The sequence below is a fragment of the Methylobacterium sp. AC315 genome, assembly GCF_979253755.1.
In genome coordinates, this window is sequence record NZ_CEEDEA010000003.1 from 147,078 (window position 1) to 163,892 (window position 16,815).

Genomic DNA, 16,815 nt, shown 5'->3' on the forward strand with positions numbered 1-16,815 from the left:
CGCGCTCAACGAGGCCGCCACAGGGCCTACCAAGCGGCCTGCCCGGTTGCCCGCGCGGGCCTGGAGCGCCCCGTGCGGCGCCGGCGCCGAGCCGACCCTGGGGGGGACGCGCTGATGCTGCCGGCTCACCGGATGTTCTGGTCGCTGATCCTCCTAGCCGCCGCCGGCGCCGGGCTGCTGTACAACGTCATCTTCGCCGATGCCGCCGCGCCGCTCGCCGGCTTCACCTACGGCCTGGCCATGGGCGCCACCGTGCTGGCCTTCGACCGCGGCCTGATCCTGGCCGGGTTGCAGGCCCGGATCCGCCGGCTCCCGGCCTGGCTCTACGTCATCGCGGCCGAACTGGCCTACGTGCTAATGATCGTGGCCGGCAACGCGCTGGGCGGCCTGATCGTCTGGAGCTTCGGCCTGACCGGCGACGAACTCGCCGTGGCGACCCGGATGACGGCCCGCGTCCTCGCCTACGCGTTGGCGGTGGCTGGCCTGCTGGTCTTCGTCATCCGCATGCGCGACCTCGTCGGCGGCGAGATCTTCGTGAATTTCATGATCGGCCGCTACCACAAGCCGGTGGCCGAAGAGCGGATCTTCCTGTTCCTGGATGTGGTCGGGTCGACCGCCTTCGCGGAGGCGCACGGCGACCTGCGCGCGCAGGAATATCTCAGCGCGGTCTTCGCGACGCTGGCCGAGCCGGTGCGCCGCAACGGCGGATCGGTGGACGACTATATCGGCGACTTGGCCATGGTGACATGGCCGATGAGCCGCGGCCTGAAGGACGCGCGCTGCGTCACCTGCGTGTTCGACGTCATCGACCGGATCGAGGCCGACGAGGCCGCGTGGACCGGCCGGTTCGGCACGGTGCCGAAGCTGCGCGCCGCGCTGCATGGCGGCTCGGTGGTCACCGCCGAAGTCGGCGTCGACCGCCACAAGATCGCGTATTTCGGCGACGCCGTGAACGTGACCTCGCGGATCGAAGCCCTGTGCCGGCCACTCGGGGTCGGCATCCTGATCTCGCAGGATCTCCTGGGCCGGCTGCCACGCCTGCCCGCGGGGGTGCGGGCGCGCTCGCTGGGCGCCCACGCCCTGCGTGGCCGCGGCGCACCGTTGTCTGTGGCGACGCTGGAGCGCGGTGACGAGGCCGGCGTCGCGGTGACCGAGGATCCGGCCCCGCGCAGGGTCGCGGCGATCCGCTGATGGCACCAGCCCAGGCCAGACCCCGGACCGCACTGATCGTCGTCAAGATGGCCCTGCGCTTCGGCTTTCCGCTGCTCGGGCTGATCGTCATCGGCCGCGCGGTGGTGCTGTCGATCGGCGGGGATATCGAGCGTTGGCAGTTCGCCCTCGGGGCGCTCCTGATCCTAGCGGGCTTCACCTCGAAGCTGGTGCCCCGGCGATGAGCGCCACCGAGAACCGGCCGACGATCTATCTCGATGCCGATGCCTGCCCGGTGAAGGATGAGACCTACCGGGTAGCGGCGCGCTACGGCCTCACCGTCCACGTCGTCGCCAACAGCGTGCTTAACCTGCCGCGCGAGCCCTGGATCGTACGCGTCGTCGTCGGTTCCGCCCTCGACGCCGCCGACGACTGGATCGCGGAGCGGGCCGGGCACGGCAGCATCGTGCTCACCGCCGACGTGCCGCTGGCCGCTCGCTGCGTGAAGGCCGGCGCCACGGTCCTGGCCTTCACCGGCAAGCCGTTCAGCGAATCCTCGATCGGCATGGCGCTGGCTACCCGCGACCTGATGCAGTCCCTACGCGAGGCCGGCACGATCACGGGTGGCCCGGCGCCGTTCTCCCGGGCCGACCGCTCGGCGTTCCTGTCGGCCCTCGACCGGGCGGTGATGCGGATTCTGCGGGACCGGCCCTAGCGCATCGCGCCGGGTATCGGGACCGGCACGATGCGCCGGACCCTCGTCTAGGGTCGCCTGTCACCGAAAGCCGACGGCCACCTCTCGGAACGACCCTTCAGGTTCCTGGCGCGACGCGCTCGCCCGACCATGGCCGCAGCGGCTCCGGGATGCGGAAATCGGCCGGCGGCGCGAAGTCGGAGGCAGCGCCGCGCATACTCCTGGCGCCACGCGGGAAGCCGCTCCGGTCGCCGTAATCGAAGGTCCCAGGGGGTGACAGGCGCTTCTGCCCGATCAGCCCTTGCGCACATATGACGTCGAGGACCGTCACCCCCGCCACGGCGGCGGTCGCGGCGGCGAGGTTCGTGCGCTTCGGGTTGTCGCCTTCGAAGCCGGTCGCCAGTGTGGCGAGGTCCAGCGCGTCGCCGCCGACGCGCCCGATGATCCAGGGCGTCGGATCATGGCTCATGAGGATCGCGACGCCGGTGGCGACCTCACGGACGCCGTAGGCTTGCACCAGCGATTCCCGACCGCGCAGGCCGAGTGCCCGGCACAGGCCGCGCGGGGCCGTCAGCTCCAGGATGCCGAGGCCGATCGAGAACCAGCCGAGCCCGCGCGCCAGCGCGTCGTGTCCGGTCTCGGGACCGCGCCCTGGTGCGCCCCGGGTCGTCTGCGAATGCTGTTTATCGCTCATGGCCGGATCACCACCTTGATGCAGCCGTCCTGCTTGTCGCGGAACACCCGGTACATCTCCGGGCCGTCCTCCAGCCCGATGGTGTGGGTGATGACGAAGGACGGATCGATCTGCCCGTCTTCGATCCTCCGCAGCAGGTCCGGTGTCCACCTGTTGACGTGCGTCTGCCCGGTGCGGACCGTCAGGCCCTTGTTCATCAGCGCGCCGATGGGAAACTTGTCGATCAGGCCGCCATACACGCCCGGGACCGAGAGCACGCCGGCCGGACGGCAGACCATGATCATCTGGCGCAGCACGTGGGCCCGGTCGGTCTCGAGCAACATCGCCTGCTTCGCCCGGTCGTAGACCGCATCGACCGCGCCCGTGGCATGGGCTTCGAGCCCGACCGCGTCGATGCACTTCTCCGGGCCCCTGCCGTCGGTCATGTCGTTCAAGCGGCCGACGATGTTGGATTCCGTGTTGTAGTCGATCACCTCGGCACCCCCGGCCTCGGCCATCCTCAGGCGCTCCGGGACCCGGTCGATCGCGATGACACGCTTTGCGCCGAGCAGGATCGCCGAGCGGATCGCCATCTGGCCGACAGCCCCGCAGCCCCAGATCGCCACCGTGTCGGTTGGCTGGATGTCGCATTGGACCGCGCCCTGCCACCCGGTCGGGAAGACGTCGGACAGGAACAGGAGCTTTTCGTCGGAGATGCCGTCCGGCACCTTGATGTGCGTCGCGTCGGCATACGGCACGCGCAGGTACTCGGCCTGGCCGCCCGCGTAGCCGCCGGTGAGATGGGTGTAGCCGAACAGGCCGGCGGTGGTGTGCCCGAACGCGGTATCGCCGAGCGCCTTGTTGCGGTTGGAGCGCTCACACACCGAGAAGTTGCCGCGCCGGCACTGATCGCACTGGCCGCAGGTGATGGTGAACGGGACGACGATCCGGTCGCCGGGCTTGAGAGCCTTGTTGTCCTTGCCGACTTCGACAACCTCGCCCATGGCCTCGTGGCCCAGGATGTCGCCCGACTTCATGCCGGGCATGAAATGGTCGTAGAGATGCAGGTCCGAGCCGCAGATTGCGCAACTCGTCACCTTGATGATGGCATCCCGCTCGTCCTCGATCTCCGGATCCGGGACCGAATCGCAACGGACGTCACCGGTGCCGTGCCAGACTAGTGCCTTCATGGGGGCGTTCTTCCCGCTTCTGTTCGTCGTCCGATCGGCGTCGGACCGACCCGAACTCCGGCGTTCTTCTGTCCGCGTGCGTCGATTGCCCCCCGGGGCCGGGCGTCACGCCCGCGCCTCGGAAGGCTGAGTCATCAGCCGATCTGCTCGGACTGGGCGCCGCTGTCCGGACGTGCAGGACCGAGCACGGGCTCCTGACCCATCGGCTGGTTCTGCACGATGCTGTACTCGCCCTTGCCGTCGAGGGACGGGCCCTGGGTCCAGCGGCCCTCGGGCGGCGGCGAGCCGTCAGCCGAGGACGAGAAGTAGTTGTAGTTGAACTTCTGGTTCTCCTTCTCCTGCGGGAAGGAGTTCGGGATCGGCAGGGTGCCGGTATGGCCGCCCAGCTCTTCGATCACCGACAGCCATTGCTGCTGGTGCATCGTGTCCCGGGCGATGAGGAAGCTCCACATGTCGCGCATGCCCGGATCGTTGGTCGCGTTGTACAGGCGCACGGCCAGCACCCGGCCGGTGCTCTCGGCGGCGACGTTGCAGTACATGTCGGCGGCGATGTTGCCGCTGGCGTAGATGTGGCTCATGTCGAACGGCAGGCCGTCGGAATTACCCGGGAAAGCCGCCATGCCGGTGGATAGCAGCGTCTTGTGCAGCATCCCCTCAGCGATGTGGCGCGGGTTCTCGCCGCCCATCACGGCGCCGACGATGGCGTCGGCTGCACCTGCCTCTTGCACCTTGGTCGGTGCGGTCTCGAGGTTCATCGCCACCGCGGTGGCGAGCATCTCGATATGGCCCAGCTCCTCCGTGGCGGTGTTGAGCAGCATGTCGCGATACTTCGTGGTCGGCGCGCGATTACCCCACGCCTGGAAGAAATACTGCATACAGACCCGGATCTCGCCTTCGATTCCACCGATCGCCTGCTGAAGCATCCGCGCGTAGATCGGGTCTGGGCTGTCGACCTTGACCGGGTATTGGAGACGCTTGTCGAGGTAGTACATGCGGTTTGCTCCTCGCTGATGATGATGGGCGCCGGCTTTCGGCGCGCAAACTCGTGCGGGCTCGATACCGTCGGGGTATCCCGTCGCGCTATCCGATCAACCGCGTTTGGCGGGAGCGGTTCAGTATTTCTTCCGATCAGGATGCGCTTTTTGCGCCGCGGATGGCGATTTTGAAGAGCGAGAACCAAACGATGTTAGTTTTTTAGCCAATTGCCGCGCTTAACCCGACATGATGGACCAACATATGTTGTGCCATGCGCCCGGGTTGTTCCCGGCGCCGGGAATAAGCGTGTGGGTATGCCGGCGATAAGGCTGCGGCGAGCTTCGGCCGGTGCTGGTGATCGACGGGAGGGGGCCTTGTCTGCGGACCGGCCCAAGCGTGCGACGCGGCCGGGTCGGCGGTACCCAGTGCCGAACGTTACGCGTCGGGCCCGCGCGCTTGTTTGCCGGCGTCCGACGCGTAGGCGTTGAGGATCGCCGCCAGCAGGCCCGGAAACCGCGCCTCCACCTCGGCGCAGCGCGAGTGGTTGCGCATCTCCACTCCGTGGCGCTCGCTCCGGATCAGGCCCGCCTCACGCAGCACCTTGAAGTGCGCGGACAGCGACGATTTCGGGATGACCCGGTCGCCCAGGGCGGAGACGGCGGAACAGGCTTCGACGCAGCCCGACCGCATGATCTGCGCGTAAATCGCCGCCCGATTCGGGTCGGACAGGGCGTGGAGGATCGCCTCCGGTCGGATGTCCTCGATGGCGGGGTGAAACAGCGGCCTCATGATTTCCGCATGTAGGGTCTTGATCCGCGCACCGTTAGTTCCGAAATTCCGAACTATGGGACTAAGGCGGCCATACCGGCGCCGGTCCCGTGCCGAGGTTAGCACACATGTCGAAGCTCGAGGGCAAGGTCGCCGTGGTCACCGGCGCATCGAAGGGCATCGGGGCCGGAATCGCAACGGCGCTGGCGCGGGAGGGCGCCGCGGTCGTGGTCAATTACGCCAGCAGCCGGGCGGATGCCGAGGCCGTGACCGCGGCCATCAACGCGGAGGGCGGCAAGGCCATCGCGGTGCAGGGCGACGTATCCAAGGCTGCCCAGGCGCAGGGCTTGATCGCGGCCACCGTGACGCAGTTCGGCCGGCTCGACGTGCTGGTCAACAATTCCGGCGTCTACGAGTTCGCCACGCTGGAGGAGATCACGGAGGCGCATTACCGCCGGCTGTTCGACGTCAACGTGCTGGGTGTCCTGCTGACCAGCCAGGCCGCCGCGCCGCATCTCGGCGAAGGCGCGAGCATCATCAACATCTCGTCGGCCATCACCCACGTGCACACGCCCGCCGCCGCGGCCTATGCCGGGACCAAGGGGGCGCTGAACGCGATCTCGGGCGTCCTGGCCAATGAGCTGGCGCCCCGCCGGATTCGCGTGAACGTGGTCAGCCCGGGCTTCGTGGTGACCGAGGGCACGCATACGGCCGGAATCGTCGGCTCCGAGATGGAGGCCGGCTTCATCGCCCAAACGCCGCTCGGCCGCGCCGGACGACCGGACGACATCGCTGGCGTGGTCACGTTCCTGGCCTCCGACGACGCCCGATGGCTGACCGGCGAGGTGATCACCGCCAGCGGCGGAATCCGCTGATCCGCAACGCCCGATTCCGCGTGGTCATCGGCGACGGGGCCGCGCGGGTTCCCGAAACGGTCGTGCCGTAGGCGCACGCCGTTGCCCCGAGGCGGGTATTCCAGGTGATTCGTCTCGACAGCTGGCTTCTGCCGTTCGGGACGATACGCCAAGCCTTGTACGGTGGAGACGGGCACCAGTTCCGGGACAGCACGCCGCCTTATTACGAAGCGCGGGCCGCCCGCTGCCGTGATCGGCGCCGATGGCGCCAAAAAGGGGTGCGTTCCCTGTAGGGCTGCGACGCGGTCCGGATTGCTTCACGATCCGGAACGGCCTTAGACCGAAACGCGGTCGAAGGGAGCGGACGTGTCGGTCCTCCAACGTCACAATGTGCGGGTCGCAGGATCCGGCGAGACTGCCATGGTCTTCGCCCACGGGTTCGGCTGTGATCAGAACATGTGGCGCTTCGTGGCACCTGCGTTCGAGAACCGCTTCCGCACCGTCTTGTTCGACCATATCGGCGCCGGCGGGTCGGATCTGTCGGCCTACGACCCGGTGAAATACGCAACCCTGGCGGGCTACGCCGACGACGTCGTGGCGGTGTCGCGTGCGCTCGGCGTGAGGGGCGGCGTGTTCGTCGGCCATTCGGTGAGCGCGATGATCGGCATCCTCGCCTGGAAGCGGGCGCCAGACCTGTTCGACAGCCTCGTCCTGGTCTGCCCGTCGCCGCGCTACATCGACGACGGCGATTACGTCGGCGGCTTCACTCCGGCGCAGGTGGAGGAACTGCTCGACTTCCTCGACAGCAACCACATGGGCTGGTCGCACACGATGGCCCCAGTGATCATGGGCAACCCCGATCGGCCGGAACTCGGGCAGGAACTCACCAACAGCTTCTGCCGCACGGATCCCGAGATCGCCAAGCGCTTCGCCCGGACCACCTTCACGTCGGACAACCGGGCTGACCTGGATGGCGTCACCGCCCGATGCCTCGTCATCCAGTGCTCGGACGACATCGTCGCGCCGCAGCAAGTCGGCGCGTATGTCCACCGCAAGCTGCCGAACAGCACGCTGGTCCATTTCGAGGCGTCGGGCCATTGCCCGAACCTGAGCGCCCCGGAGGAGACCATCGCGGCGATCGAGGCCTTCGTCCTTGGCGGCTAAGGGCGACGCGCCGCCCTGCGCCCCCGGGCCGGACGTCGACGACCTCGAAGACCTCTTCGAGAACGCCCCGTGCGGCTACGCCTCGGCCCTGCCGGACGGGCGGTTCTCCCGGGTCAACCGGACGCTGGCCAACTGGCTGGGCTATCCGCCCGCGGAACTCGTCGGACGCAGGTTCCTCGATCTGCTGACCATTGCGGGCAAGATCTATTACGAGACCCATTTCGCGCCGCTCCTGCGCCTGCAGGGATCGTTCAAGGAGGTGGCGTTCGATCTGGTGCGCCGCGACGGAACGACCCTGCCGGTCATCGCCAACGCAGTCGTCCGCCGGGACGACGCGGGCGACGTCCGCTTCATCCGGATCACCGCGTTCGATGCCTCGGACCGCCGCCGCTACGAGCGCGATCTCCTGGAGGCCCGCCGCCACGCCGACCAGGCAAGGATCGCCTTGCAAGACCTCAACCTGACGCTGGAGGCCCGGGTGGCGGAACGGGCCCGCGCCCTCGATCGGGCGTGGCGGCTCTCCCCGGATCTGTTGGTGGCGGCGGATGCCGTGGGCGTCGTGACGGCCGTGAATGCCGCCTGGACGACCCTGCTCGGCTGGCAGTCCGCCGATCTCGTCGGGCAAAAAGTCTCCGCGTTCATCCACCCGGACGACCTTGCGGCGGCCCAGGCTGCGCTGGCCGGAATCGTGACGGCTCCCGTGAGTGTCCCGTTCGAGTCCCGCCTGCGGCACGTGGACGGGAGTTATCGCCGCTTCGCCTGGACGGGGGCGTTCGAGGACGGGCAGATCTACGGAACCGGCCGGCATACCACCGCGCAGCACGAGCAGGCCGACGCGCTTCAGCGAGCGGAGGAGGCGCTGCGCCAGTCGCAGAAGCTGGAGGCGGTCGGCCAGCTTACCGGCGGCGTCGCCCACGACTTCAACAACCTGCTGACCATCATCCGCTCGTCAGTGGACTTCCTGCGCCGCCCCGACCTGCCGGCGGACAGGCGCGACCGCTACATGGATGCCGTGTCCGACACGGTCGACCGCGCCACGAAGCTGACGAGCCAGCTCCTGGCCTTCGCCCGGCGCCAGACGCTCAAGCCCGAGGCGTTCGAAGTCGGCGAGCGCCTGCGCGGCGTCGCCGACATGCTCAACACCCTGACGGGTGCGCGCATCCAGATGCGCACCGACCTGCCGGCCGAACCCTGCTACGTGAAGGCGGATCTCAGCCAGTTCGAGACCGCCTTGGTCAACATGGCGGTCAACGCCCGTGACGCCATGGACGGCGAAGGCACGCTCACGCTCCGGTTGACCTGCGCCAGCGCCCTGCCGCCGATCCGCGGCCACGCGGCCGCCCTCGGTCCGTTCGCGGCAGTGTCGCTCACCGATACCGGGACCGGCATCGCGCCGGACATGCTCAGCCGCATCTTCGAGCCGTTCTACACCACCAAGGAGGTCGGCAAGGGCACCGGCCTCGGGCTCAGCCAGGTGTTCGGGTTTGCCAAGCAATCCGGTGGCGACGTCGCGGTTCACAGCGTCGTCGGTAGTGGCACGACCTTCACGCTCTACCTACCGGAGATCGACGTCGTGGCGCCGGAGGACCTTGTGGTCCCCTATCTCCGCGAGGGTTTTCCGGCGGGCGGCGGCCAGCACGTCCTGATCGTCGAGGACAATGTCGAGGTCGGGCGCTTCGCCACCCAGATCCTGGAGGATATCGGCTACCAGGCGACCTGGGCGGCCAACGCCGAGGATGCGATCGAGAAGCTCGGGCCGGACGGCGCCGGCTTCGATGTGGTGTTCTCCGACGTGGTGATGCCCGGCATGGGCGGCATCGCGCTTGCGCGGCTGCTCCAGCGCCGGATGCCGAACCTGCCGGTGCTGCTGGCGACCGGCTACAGTCACGTCCTGGCCCAGGACGGGCTGCACGGGTTCGAGCTGATCCACAAGCCATACTCGGCCGATCAGCTCGGCCGCATTCTCGGCCGCGTGCTGTCGCCGGCGTTCGGGCAAACGATGACGGAGATCGAGCCGCGAGGGTGACGTTCCGGCTCAGAGACGCGGGCCAGGTCCGACGGCATGCGCCAATCTCCCGCCCGAGTGGCAGCCGAGAACGCGGCATGGAAGTAAGAGCGACGGGCCACAGAGGGCCATACTCATCCACGGATCCAAGGTTTCCGCGGACCCTTCAGCCGCTGCCCCGTCGCGGAGACCATGGTTGCCGGCCAGGCGGGGCAGCCATATGCCGCCCGTTGCTGCAAACACCTGGGAAGGGTCGAGACCTGCGCGTCTTGCACTTGCAGATGACGGCAACTGCTTGCCGACGGGATCGGGTGTTCACTGTCTACCATTGCCTTTGGCCCGCAAGCCTTCGGGAATGTCCCGTCTCTGGACGGGGACAGGAAGATCTCGGGCGCGCCGCATCCTCTGCCCGGAGCGGCGAACCGGAAGGCTTAGCATTCGGGGAGCACGATGCGTGAGGCCGCTCGCTACCGACGTGGAAGCTGGTTCGCCGTCAACACCTGCGTGAACGCGGGGACCGTGAGGAGAGCCTGAGCGTATCAGCGCAATGCCGCAGGCCAAGACTTCGAGCACGATCGATCCACCCCGACGGCAAGCGGTGGGCCGGCCCAGAGGGGAACGGCGGCGCGCGCAAGCGGCCGCGAACACCCGGCGCCTTTGAGGAGCCCGGCTATCCAATCGGAAAGTCCCGATCCGCCCTACGCGTCGTCAGCTGGAACGAGGGTCTTCAACGCCTCGTTGACGCGGTCCTGCCAGCCCGGGCCGTCCTTCTGGAAATGGGCCAACACGGCGCTGTCGAGGCGCAACGTGACCATCTCGCGCGCGCCCGGGACCGCCGTCGGGCGGGGAGCCGACGGCGCGGGTGGTGGAGGAGCAGCGGCGGGCTTGGCGGTCGTGGCGGCTTTGAAAGCCGCCTCGGCGGCCGCGCGCGGATCGGTGAAGCGGCGGCGGTTGCGATCGTCGGCCATCGGCCCTCAGTCCTTCGCGACGGCTTTCTTCGGCGCGGCCTTCTTGGCGGCACCTTTTGCAGTCTTGCTCGCGATCTTGGCGGCGGCCTTGGCTTCCTTCTCGGCAACCTTGGCTTGCACCTCGGCGGCCTTGACCTCGGCCTCGGCCGCTTCCTTGGCGAGACGCAGCGAACGCAGCTTCAGCGTCCGCTCGTCGATCGCCTTGATCGACGCGTGGTGCTCGGCCATCGCCTGCGCGCCCTCGCGGGCCATGCGCTCGGCCCGCTCCGCACGCTCGGCGCGGTTGTCGGCCCGGGTCTTCGCTTCCGCTTCCGCGTCGCGGATGTCCTCGGCCTCGTCGAGGTCGGTCTCAGTCTCGTCGCTCATCCTATGCCTTTCGCCCCGGTCCAGCGGAACCGCGTCCTGCGCGTCGCGCGCCGGAACGGTCTCTGGAGCGGGTCCGGCCTGTTCGAGGGGTGAAGGGGCAAGGCCGGATGATCCGCCCCGCCGCGCCGTCCTGAGACGACTGTTCGAGGCCGTGATCGAAAAGGCATTAGCACGCTCCCGCGCCGGATGGCGAATCCGGCCTGTTGATCGTGCTCGACAGACGAACGTATTCGTCTCGGATCGTGGAGCGCCTGTTCAATCGAAACCGGCGCCTCTGCGTCGGCGCGCGCCGTCTATTCGCTCTCAGCGCACGCGATAGTTGAGCGGGATCGTCACCGAAAGGCTCGGTTGCGTCACGCCGGGGGGCGCCGGCGGCAGGCCGCCCCGCACCGCCGCCAGGGCGGCGCTGTCGATCTGGCCTACGCCGCTGGACCGGGCGAGGCCCGCGCCCGACACCGCCCCCGAACGCATCACCGTGAACCGGACCATGGCGGTACCTCCGGCGGTGCCGGCGGCGGCGCCTGGATTCATCCGACCATGGATCGCCGCGCTGATCGCTCCGGTCCATTGCCGCAGCGCGCTCGGATCGCTGCCCGCGGCGGCCCGGCCGGCGGCGTTCTGGCGCGATGCCGACGCCGAGTTGCGCGCCTCGGCCCCCTGCTGGGCCTTGGCCTGCTTCGCCTTCGCTTCGCGGGCTGCCTTCTGCTTCGCTTCGCGGATCTCCTCGAGACGCTCCTCGCGCTTCTGCTCGCGCAGCTTCTCTTCGCGGATCTTGCGCAGCTTCGCCTCGCGCTCGGCCTTGATCTTGGCCGGATCCGGCGTCGGTTTCGGCGGCTCCTCGGTCTTGGCGACCTCGGTCGGCGGCGGCGCCAGCGGCTCGGCGGACTCGGCTGTCGAGGTGATGACCTCGCTCTGGGCCTCTACCGGAACGGCCTCCTGCGGCGGCTCGGTGACGGCCTCGGTTTCGTCCGGCTTGACCTCGGTCATCTCGGGCGGTGGCGGCTGCACGGCCTCGTCGGGCGGCAGCTCCACCGGCTTCGCCTCCGGAGGCGCGGCCTGGCTCATCTGCTGCTCCGCCGGAGCCTCGGTCGAGGCCTCGGTCATCACCGGCGCCAGATCGATCGAGATCTGCTGCTCGCCGGGGGGCGCCGGCGGTGTCAGCCGATAGAACATCACCGCCACGAGCACGAGCGCGTGCAGCGCGAACGCGACCAGGAAGGCGGCGAGCAGCCCGGTCGGGCGCGGCTCGCCGGGCCCGGCCGACAGATCCGTCGAAGTCAGCGTGCTCATGGATGTCAGCGGGCGGTCTCTGCGGGGGCGGCCGGTGCCGCCGGGGCGGGGCCGCCCGGCGACTGCGCGATCAGCGACACCTTGGTGAAGCCTGCCTGCCCGACGAGGCCCATCACCTGCATGATCTTGCCGTAGGGCACGTCCCGGTCACCCCGGACCAGGATCACCTGATCCTTGTCGGCCGACGCCATCTCGCGCAGGCGCGGAACCAGGCTGTCCATGGTGAACACCTCCTTGGCGATCGACGGGTTGCCGTCCTTGTCGACCGTGACCTCCTGCGGCTTCTTCGACTGCGCGACCTTGGCGGCTGCGGTCTTGGGCAACTGTACCGGCACGCCGGTCGTCATCAGCGGCGCGGCGACCATGAAGATGATCAGCAGGACCAGCATCACGTCGACCATGGGGGTCACGTTGATGTCCGACATCGGCAGGTCGTCGTTGTCGTCATCGTCGCTTGCGCGGGGCGATGCCATCGCCATGGCGGCGTCTCCGAATGAAGGTGTTCGGCCCGGTTCGAGCCAGGGTTCGAGGCGTCCTCGGCCGCAGCACGTGGCCGACCGGTTGGGCGCCTTGGATCAGGGGCGGCGCGCCGGGCCCGGTCGCGAAGGGCCCCTGCGCCGCAGGAGACCTACTCGGCGGCTGCGCGGTGCTGTCCGGCCCCCGTCCGCTCGCGGGCGAGGCGATCGCCCAGCAACGAGATGTAGGACGTGAAAGAGCTCTGGATGCCGCCGATGTCGCCCGCGAGCTTGTTGTAGGCCATCACGGCCGGGATCGCGACGACCAGGCCGATGGCGGTGGCGAACAACGCCTCGGCGATGCCGGGGGCGACGACGGCGAGCGAGGTGTCCTGGCTCCGTGCGATCGACGAGAAGGAGTTCATGATGCCCCAGACCGTGCCGAACAGGCCGACGAACGGGGCTGTCGAACCCGAGGTTGCCAGCAGCGACAGGCCGGTGCGCAAACGCTTCACCTCGAGGCCCAGCGCGCCGCGCATGGCCCGCTCGATCCGCTCGCGCCGCTCGGCCCGGGTCTCCGTCGGGTCCTGGTCGCGCCACGCATCGATGGCGGCCTTCACGACGTGGCCAGTCAGGCCCTTGTGATTGCCGTCGAGGCTGCCACCGGACCGCACCAGCTTCTCGAACGCCTTCGCCTGACGCCGGGCCGCGGAGAGCCGGATGATCTTCTCGAACACTACCGTCCAGCACGCGATCGAGGCGATGACCAGCAGGATCATCACGCCCTTCACGATCGGGTCGGCCTGCAGGAACAGGCCGAGGAACGAGAAGTCGTGGGCGACCTCGGTCGGGGCTTGTGTCGGGTCCATCGCGGGCTCCTGGGATCGTGGTGTCACGCGGCCGGGGGCCGCCATCGCATCGAGGGGCGGCGAAAGCCGCTGGCCGTCCGGCGGCGCGCCGCCGGGCGGTGTGGTCGAACAGACCCTTATGGCGCCCGCATCAACGGTCGAAGGCGAGGCCGGCCTTGCTCTCGGTCTCAGTCCGCTCCAGGCATGCCTCGCGGGCGGCATCGCCGCCATCGCAGGCCAGAACGTCGTTCAGAAGCACTCGTCCGACCTTGCCGCAGGCGATGCCCGGGAAGTCGAAGATCTTCACGATGGTCTTGCGGGCCGGCAGGGGGCCGAGTTCCACCGCGACGCGCTTCTGGGCGACGCCTTCGGGATCGAACGCGAACAAGTCGACCTTGTACGATTTGAGGCCAACGCCCTTGGCATTGTCGACCACCATGGTCACCCGGCAGGCCTCGCCCGCGGTCTCCAGCTTGTTGAGTTGCAGCTTCAGCGGCGTCTTATCGGCGCCGGCGTCCTGCGCCAGCGCAGAGGCGACAAGGAGCGCCGAGAGTGCGAAGCACGCGGCCGTATCGAGGGCGATCCGACCGATCCGTCGGCGGTACAGTGGGACGCTCAGGGCAAGCACCAGGCTGATTTCCTCTTTTCTCAGGGTCGGCTGTCGCCGGACCAGACCGTCGAAGCGGCCGACTCAGTGAAGCACGACCCGCCGCGGGCAGGCTGCCGGCGCTAGGCGCTCCGCCGCCGCGTCGAGGGTCGCCACGGCGGCACGGACCGCCTCGACCAGGCGGGGCGCCGCTTCCCGCCCCGTGATTTCGGCGGCGGCCTCTTCAAGTTCCGCCCAGAGCCGACGTCGTCCACGACCGATCAGGGCGACCAGGGCGCATTCGTGGCCGGTGACCCGGCAACAGCTCGCAGGCATGAAGGACCAGTCGTCCTCGCGCTCCGCCCGGAGCGCACGCACAATCGCAACCACGCTCGCGACGAAACGGCAGCCTTCCGTTGCTCCGAGCAGCTGCTCCGCGCCGTCGTAGGCGGCATTCCAACAGGCGATGTCGCTGGTCATATATCCGGCCGCGACGAACCGAGCGACCGACAGGGCCAGGATATCGGCCTCATCGCCGCACACGTCGGCGACCCGTTGCATCGCCGCATGACTGGCCGGTGTCGAAGGCGCGCTCATCGGGACTCCGCTCCGTCCCGTCGGGTTCGGGAACTTCCGGCGAGTGTCCGCCCGAACCGGACGATCACCAGTCGGGGCAGTAGCTATGGGCGCTTCCTGGATCAAGGCCCGACGAGAAAATCAGAGCAGTTCCAAACTGTTAGTTGGAAGCGTGGCCGTTCTCGGACTTGCTGGAATATCCTGGCCTAATCTGCCGAAAGATCCCAATTCCTCGATGGTTTTCGCGGTGCACCTCTCCTTCCCACGGGGAAATTTCCCGGTTCCCTTGATGGGGTTGGCGCGCTTGGCCATATCCGATTTACCGGCGGCGTTCCGCCCGGCGGAGCGCTGTCCCGGACGGGCTCCATGGAGTCGAGGTGCTCGGAGATCCGCGGGCTGCGGCTAGCCCTCGTGTCGGAGGCCTCGCTGTGAGGATGGCGGCCGCGATGACTCGACCCTCGCCTTTCGGGCACCCGTTCCTGCTCGGCTTCGACGAGATCGAGCAGGCGCTCGACCGGGTCGCCAAGGGCGCCAACGACGGGTATCCCCCCTACAATATCGAACGGTTGCCCCGCACGGAGCGCGAGCCCGAACGCTTGCGCATCACGCTTGCGGTGGCTGGCTTCACCCAGGATCAACTCGACGTGACGCTCGAGGAAAATCAGCTGGTCGTCCGCGGCCGGCAGGTGGACGAGCGTGAGCGGCACTTCCTGCACCGTGGCATCGCGGCGCGGCAGTTCCAGCGGACGTTTTTGCTGGCCGACGGCATGGAAGTGCTGGGGGCAGATCTCGCCAACGGCCTGCTCTCCATCGATCTCGTCCGCCCGGAGCCCGACCGGATCGTGCGCAAGATCGATATCGGCGCGCGTGGCTAGTGCAACGGCGATCGCGGGTGCGGCGTGAACGCAGCCCGGCGATGCCCGTGGTCGATTGATTGGCCGCCGAAACACACCACATCAGGATGGAACCACCGGTGCCTCCGGGACCGGAGGTAGACGCTCTGCCACCCTAGGAGGGCTAAACATGACGAACTTGAACGCATCGCCCCTCACCCCCGCCGATCTCGACCCGACCGAGTTCAACCCGGCAGATCTCGCGGCGCTCGGCGAGGGCCATATCGCCTACGTTCGCCCGATACGTTCCGATGAGGTCCGTCGCCTGTTCCCGCAGGCTCCGGAACTGATGCCCGGCCTCGACCTGTTCGCACTCCTCTCGGCGAGCGGGGAGCCGATCATGCTGGCCGATTCCCGCGACGTGGTGCTGGCCAATGCCGTGGCCCAGGATCTCCACGCCGTCAGCCTGCACTGACGCCGGGCAGACCGTCTTCGGTCAGCTGATTGCTGCCACCGCCGCCACGAGCCGCGCAATGTCCTGCGGTCGTGACAGGCGGTGGTCTCCGTCCGCGATCAGCGTGAGCACGGTACCCTCGGCGGGAAGGCGGCTCACCGTTTTCAGGGCGTGCTGGTACGGCACGTCCCGGTCGCGCATCCCCTGCAGGATGTGGACGGGGCAGGCAGGGTCGAAGGGGTGCTCGAGCAGCCTGTTGCTCCGGCCGTCCTCGATCAGCGCCAGGGTGATCGGATCTGGCTCCGGCGCATAGTCGCTTGGCCTCCGGAGCACGCCGTCTCGCGTCAACGCTGCGCGGGCGGGCCCGTCGAGATTGGACCAGATCAGATCCTCGGTGAAGTCCAGGGCCGGTGCGATCAGCACCAGTGCCGCAGTCGTCTGGCCGCGTGCGGCGCGGTCGCGGGCGGCCAGGCTTGCGATCCAGCCGCCCATCGACGAACCGACCAGGATCGGCGGCTCGGGCACGTAGGCCGACAGGACGGCTTGCGCGTCCTCCAGCCAGGACGAGATGGTGCAGTCGGCGAAGGTGCCGCCGGAGGCGCCGTGGCCGGCATAGTCGAACCGCACCAGGGCGCGCTTTTCCTCGGTGGCCCACGCGTCCAGGGCCGCGGCTTTTGTGGCGGTCATGTCGGAGCGGAATCCCCCGAGCCAGACCACCGGGGGCCCGGCGCCTTCTCGAACCCGCACGGCGATCTTGCGTGCTGCGTCACCTTCACCGACGCTGATGAAGGTCGGCCCTGTATCGGTCATCGATCTCTCCGGTAGGCCTATCTCGGGCTTGAAGAAGTCCATCCCTGACCGGAACGGCTTCAACCTGCGTTTACCAGACCGTAAAGCGCGACCGCGATGCTGGGGCAATGGGTACCAGCATGTTGCAGATGCCAGCGGGAGGCTTGCGTCTCCACGC

Annotated in this window: 20 protein-coding genes; 8 read left to right on the top strand and 12 right to left on the bottom strand. The window is 68.5% G+C overall.

All coding sequences use genetic code 11. The annotated features are described in order from the left end of the window. Positions 1–114 precede the first annotated feature (114 nt). Genes AC0IY0_RS05895 through AC0IY0_RS05905 form a run of 3 tightly spaced genes read left to right on the top strand, consistent with a single transcriptional unit; the run spans position 115 to position 1,864 of the window. Complete coding sequence (locus AC0IY0_RS05895) at positions 115–1,191, top strand: adenylate/guanylate cyclase domain-containing protein (protein ID WP_147905899.1); 1,077 nt, start codon at positions 115–117, stop codon at positions 1,189–1,191. Beyond that, positions 1,191–1,394, top strand: coding sequence for a hypothetical protein (locus tag AC0IY0_RS05900; RefSeq protein WP_147905898.1), 204 nt, complete (start codon positions 1,191–1,193; stop codon positions 1,392–1,394). Before AC0IY0_RS05895 ends, AC0IY0_RS05900 begins: the two co-directional genes overlap by 1 nt. Next, positions 1,391–1,864, top strand: coding sequence for a YaiI/YqxD family protein (locus tag AC0IY0_RS05905; RefSeq protein ID WP_147905897.1), 474 nt, complete (start codon positions 1,391–1,393; stop codon positions 1,862–1,864). Before AC0IY0_RS05900 ends, AC0IY0_RS05905 begins: the two co-directional genes overlap by 4 nt. Positions 1,865–1,961: 97 nt before the next feature. Here AC0IY0_RS05905 and AC0IY0_RS05910 read toward each other — a convergent pair whose 3' ends face one another. The 4 genes from AC0IY0_RS05910 to AC0IY0_RS05925 all read right to left on the bottom strand — a co-directional run bounded on the left by AC0IY0_RS05910 (position 1,962) and on the right by AC0IY0_RS05925 (position 5,470). Then, entirely contained in the window at positions 1,962–2,537 is a 576-nt protein-coding gene (locus AC0IY0_RS05910; RefSeq protein WP_147905896.1) for a cyclase dehydrase, read from the bottom strand. Continuing rightward, positions 2,534–3,706, bottom strand: coding sequence for a zinc-dependent alcohol dehydrogenase (locus AC0IY0_RS05915; protein ID WP_147905895.1), 1,173 nt, complete (start codon positions 3,704–3,706; stop codon positions 2,534–2,536). The genes AC0IY0_RS05910 and AC0IY0_RS05915 overlap by 4 nt, the downstream gene beginning before the upstream one ends. A gap of 134 nt (positions 3,707–3,840) precedes the next feature. Then, complete coding sequence (locus AC0IY0_RS05920; protein ID WP_147938690.1) at positions 3,841–4,698, bottom strand: manganese catalase family protein; 858 nt, start codon at positions 4,696–4,698, stop codon at positions 3,841–3,843. Positions 4,699–5,116: 418 nt separating this feature from the next. Continuing rightward, on the bottom strand, positions 5,117–5,470 hold the full coding sequence (locus AC0IY0_RS05925; RefSeq protein ID WP_147905894.1) for an ArsR/SmtB family transcription factor: 354 nt from the start codon (positions 5,468–5,470) through the stop codon (positions 5,117–5,119). Positions 5,471–5,577: 107 nt separating this feature from the next. Between AC0IY0_RS05925 and AC0IY0_RS05930 the strand changes: the two genes are divergently transcribed. The 3 genes from AC0IY0_RS05930 to AC0IY0_RS05940 all read left to right on the top strand — a co-directional run bounded on the left by AC0IY0_RS05930 (position 5,578) and on the right by AC0IY0_RS05940 (position 9,493). Then, complete coding sequence (locus tag AC0IY0_RS05930; protein WP_147905893.1) at positions 5,578–6,324, top strand: glucose 1-dehydrogenase; 747 nt, start codon at positions 5,578–5,580, stop codon at positions 6,322–6,324. 399 nt (positions 6,325–6,723) lie between these two features. Then, on the top strand, positions 6,724–7,467 hold the full coding sequence (locus AC0IY0_RS05935; protein WP_147905892.1) for an alpha/beta fold hydrolase: 744 nt from the start codon (positions 6,724–6,726) through the stop codon (positions 7,465–7,467). Continuing rightward, complete coding sequence (locus AC0IY0_RS05940) at positions 7,457–9,493, top strand: PAS domain S-box protein (RefSeq protein WP_471763304.1); 2,037 nt, start codon at positions 7,457–7,459, stop codon at positions 9,491–9,493. Before AC0IY0_RS05935 ends, AC0IY0_RS05940 begins: the two co-directional genes overlap by 11 nt. Before the next feature lie 677 nt (positions 9,494–10,170). On the opposite strand, the gene AC0IY0_RS05945 is transcribed toward AC0IY0_RS05940, so the two are convergent. The 7 genes from AC0IY0_RS05945 to AC0IY0_RS05975 form a co-directional block, all read right to left on the bottom strand. After that, positions 10,171–10,440 carry a BrnA antitoxin family protein gene (locus tag AC0IY0_RS05945; RefSeq protein WP_147854718.1) on the bottom strand — a complete coding sequence of 90 codons (270 nt, stop codon included), beginning with the start codon at positions 10,438–10,440 and terminating at the stop codon, positions 10,171–10,173. A gap of 6 nt (positions 10,441–10,446) precedes the next feature. Further along, positions 10,447–10,806, bottom strand: a complete 360-nt coding sequence (locus AC0IY0_RS05950; RefSeq protein WP_147905890.1) for a hypothetical protein — start codon at positions 10,804–10,806, stop codon at positions 10,447–10,449. 303 nt (positions 10,807–11,109) lie between these two features. After that, positions 11,110–12,096, bottom strand: coding sequence for an energy transducer TonB family protein (locus AC0IY0_RS05955; protein WP_419829295.1), 987 nt, complete (start codon positions 12,094–12,096; stop codon positions 11,110–11,112). A gap of 5 nt (positions 12,097–12,101) precedes the next feature. Further along, positions 12,102–12,575 carry an ExbD/TolR family protein gene (locus AC0IY0_RS05960; RefSeq protein WP_147905888.1) on the bottom strand — a complete coding sequence of 158 codons (474 nt, stop codon included), beginning with the start codon at positions 12,573–12,575 and terminating at the stop codon, positions 12,102–12,104. Between the two features lie 149 nt (positions 12,576–12,724). Continuing rightward, the gene (locus tag AC0IY0_RS05965; RefSeq protein ID WP_147854539.1) at positions 12,725–13,420 is read right to left on the bottom strand and encodes a MotA/TolQ/ExbB proton channel family protein; all 696 of its coding nucleotides are present in this window, start codon (positions 13,418–13,420) and stop codon (positions 12,725–12,727) included. 130 nt (positions 13,421–13,550) lie between these two features. After that, positions 13,551–14,027 (bottom strand): Tat pathway signal protein, encoded by a 477-nt coding sequence (locus AC0IY0_RS05970; RefSeq protein WP_147905887.1) that lies wholly within the window; start codon positions 14,025–14,027, stop codon positions 13,551–13,553. 63 nt (positions 14,028–14,090) lie between these two features. Then, entirely contained in the window at positions 14,091–14,582 is a 492-nt protein-coding gene (locus AC0IY0_RS05975) for a hypothetical protein (RefSeq protein ID WP_147905886.1), read from the bottom strand. A gap of 425 nt (positions 14,583–15,007) precedes the next feature. Here AC0IY0_RS05975 and AC0IY0_RS05980 point away from each other — a divergent pair, with 425 nt between their 5' ends. Next, positions 15,008–15,436 carry an Hsp20 family protein gene (locus tag AC0IY0_RS05980; RefSeq protein ID WP_147906003.1) on the top strand — a complete coding sequence of 143 codons (429 nt, stop codon included), beginning with the start codon at positions 15,008–15,010 and terminating at the stop codon, positions 15,434–15,436. A 148-nt stretch (positions 15,437–15,584) separates the two neighbouring features. Further along, positions 15,585–15,869 carry a BQ00720 family protein gene (locus tag AC0IY0_RS05985; RefSeq protein ID WP_147854535.1) on the top strand — a complete coding sequence of 95 codons (285 nt, stop codon included), beginning with the start codon at positions 15,585–15,587 and terminating at the stop codon, positions 15,867–15,869. Between the two features lie 21 nt (positions 15,870–15,890). Here the strand turns inward: AC0IY0_RS05985 and AC0IY0_RS05990 are convergent, their stop codons facing one another. Beyond that, positions 15,891–16,658 (bottom strand): alpha/beta fold hydrolase, encoded by a 768-nt coding sequence (locus AC0IY0_RS05990; RefSeq protein WP_147905885.1) that lies wholly within the window; start codon positions 16,656–16,658, stop codon positions 15,891–15,893. Positions 16,659–16,815 lie beyond the last annotated feature (157 nt).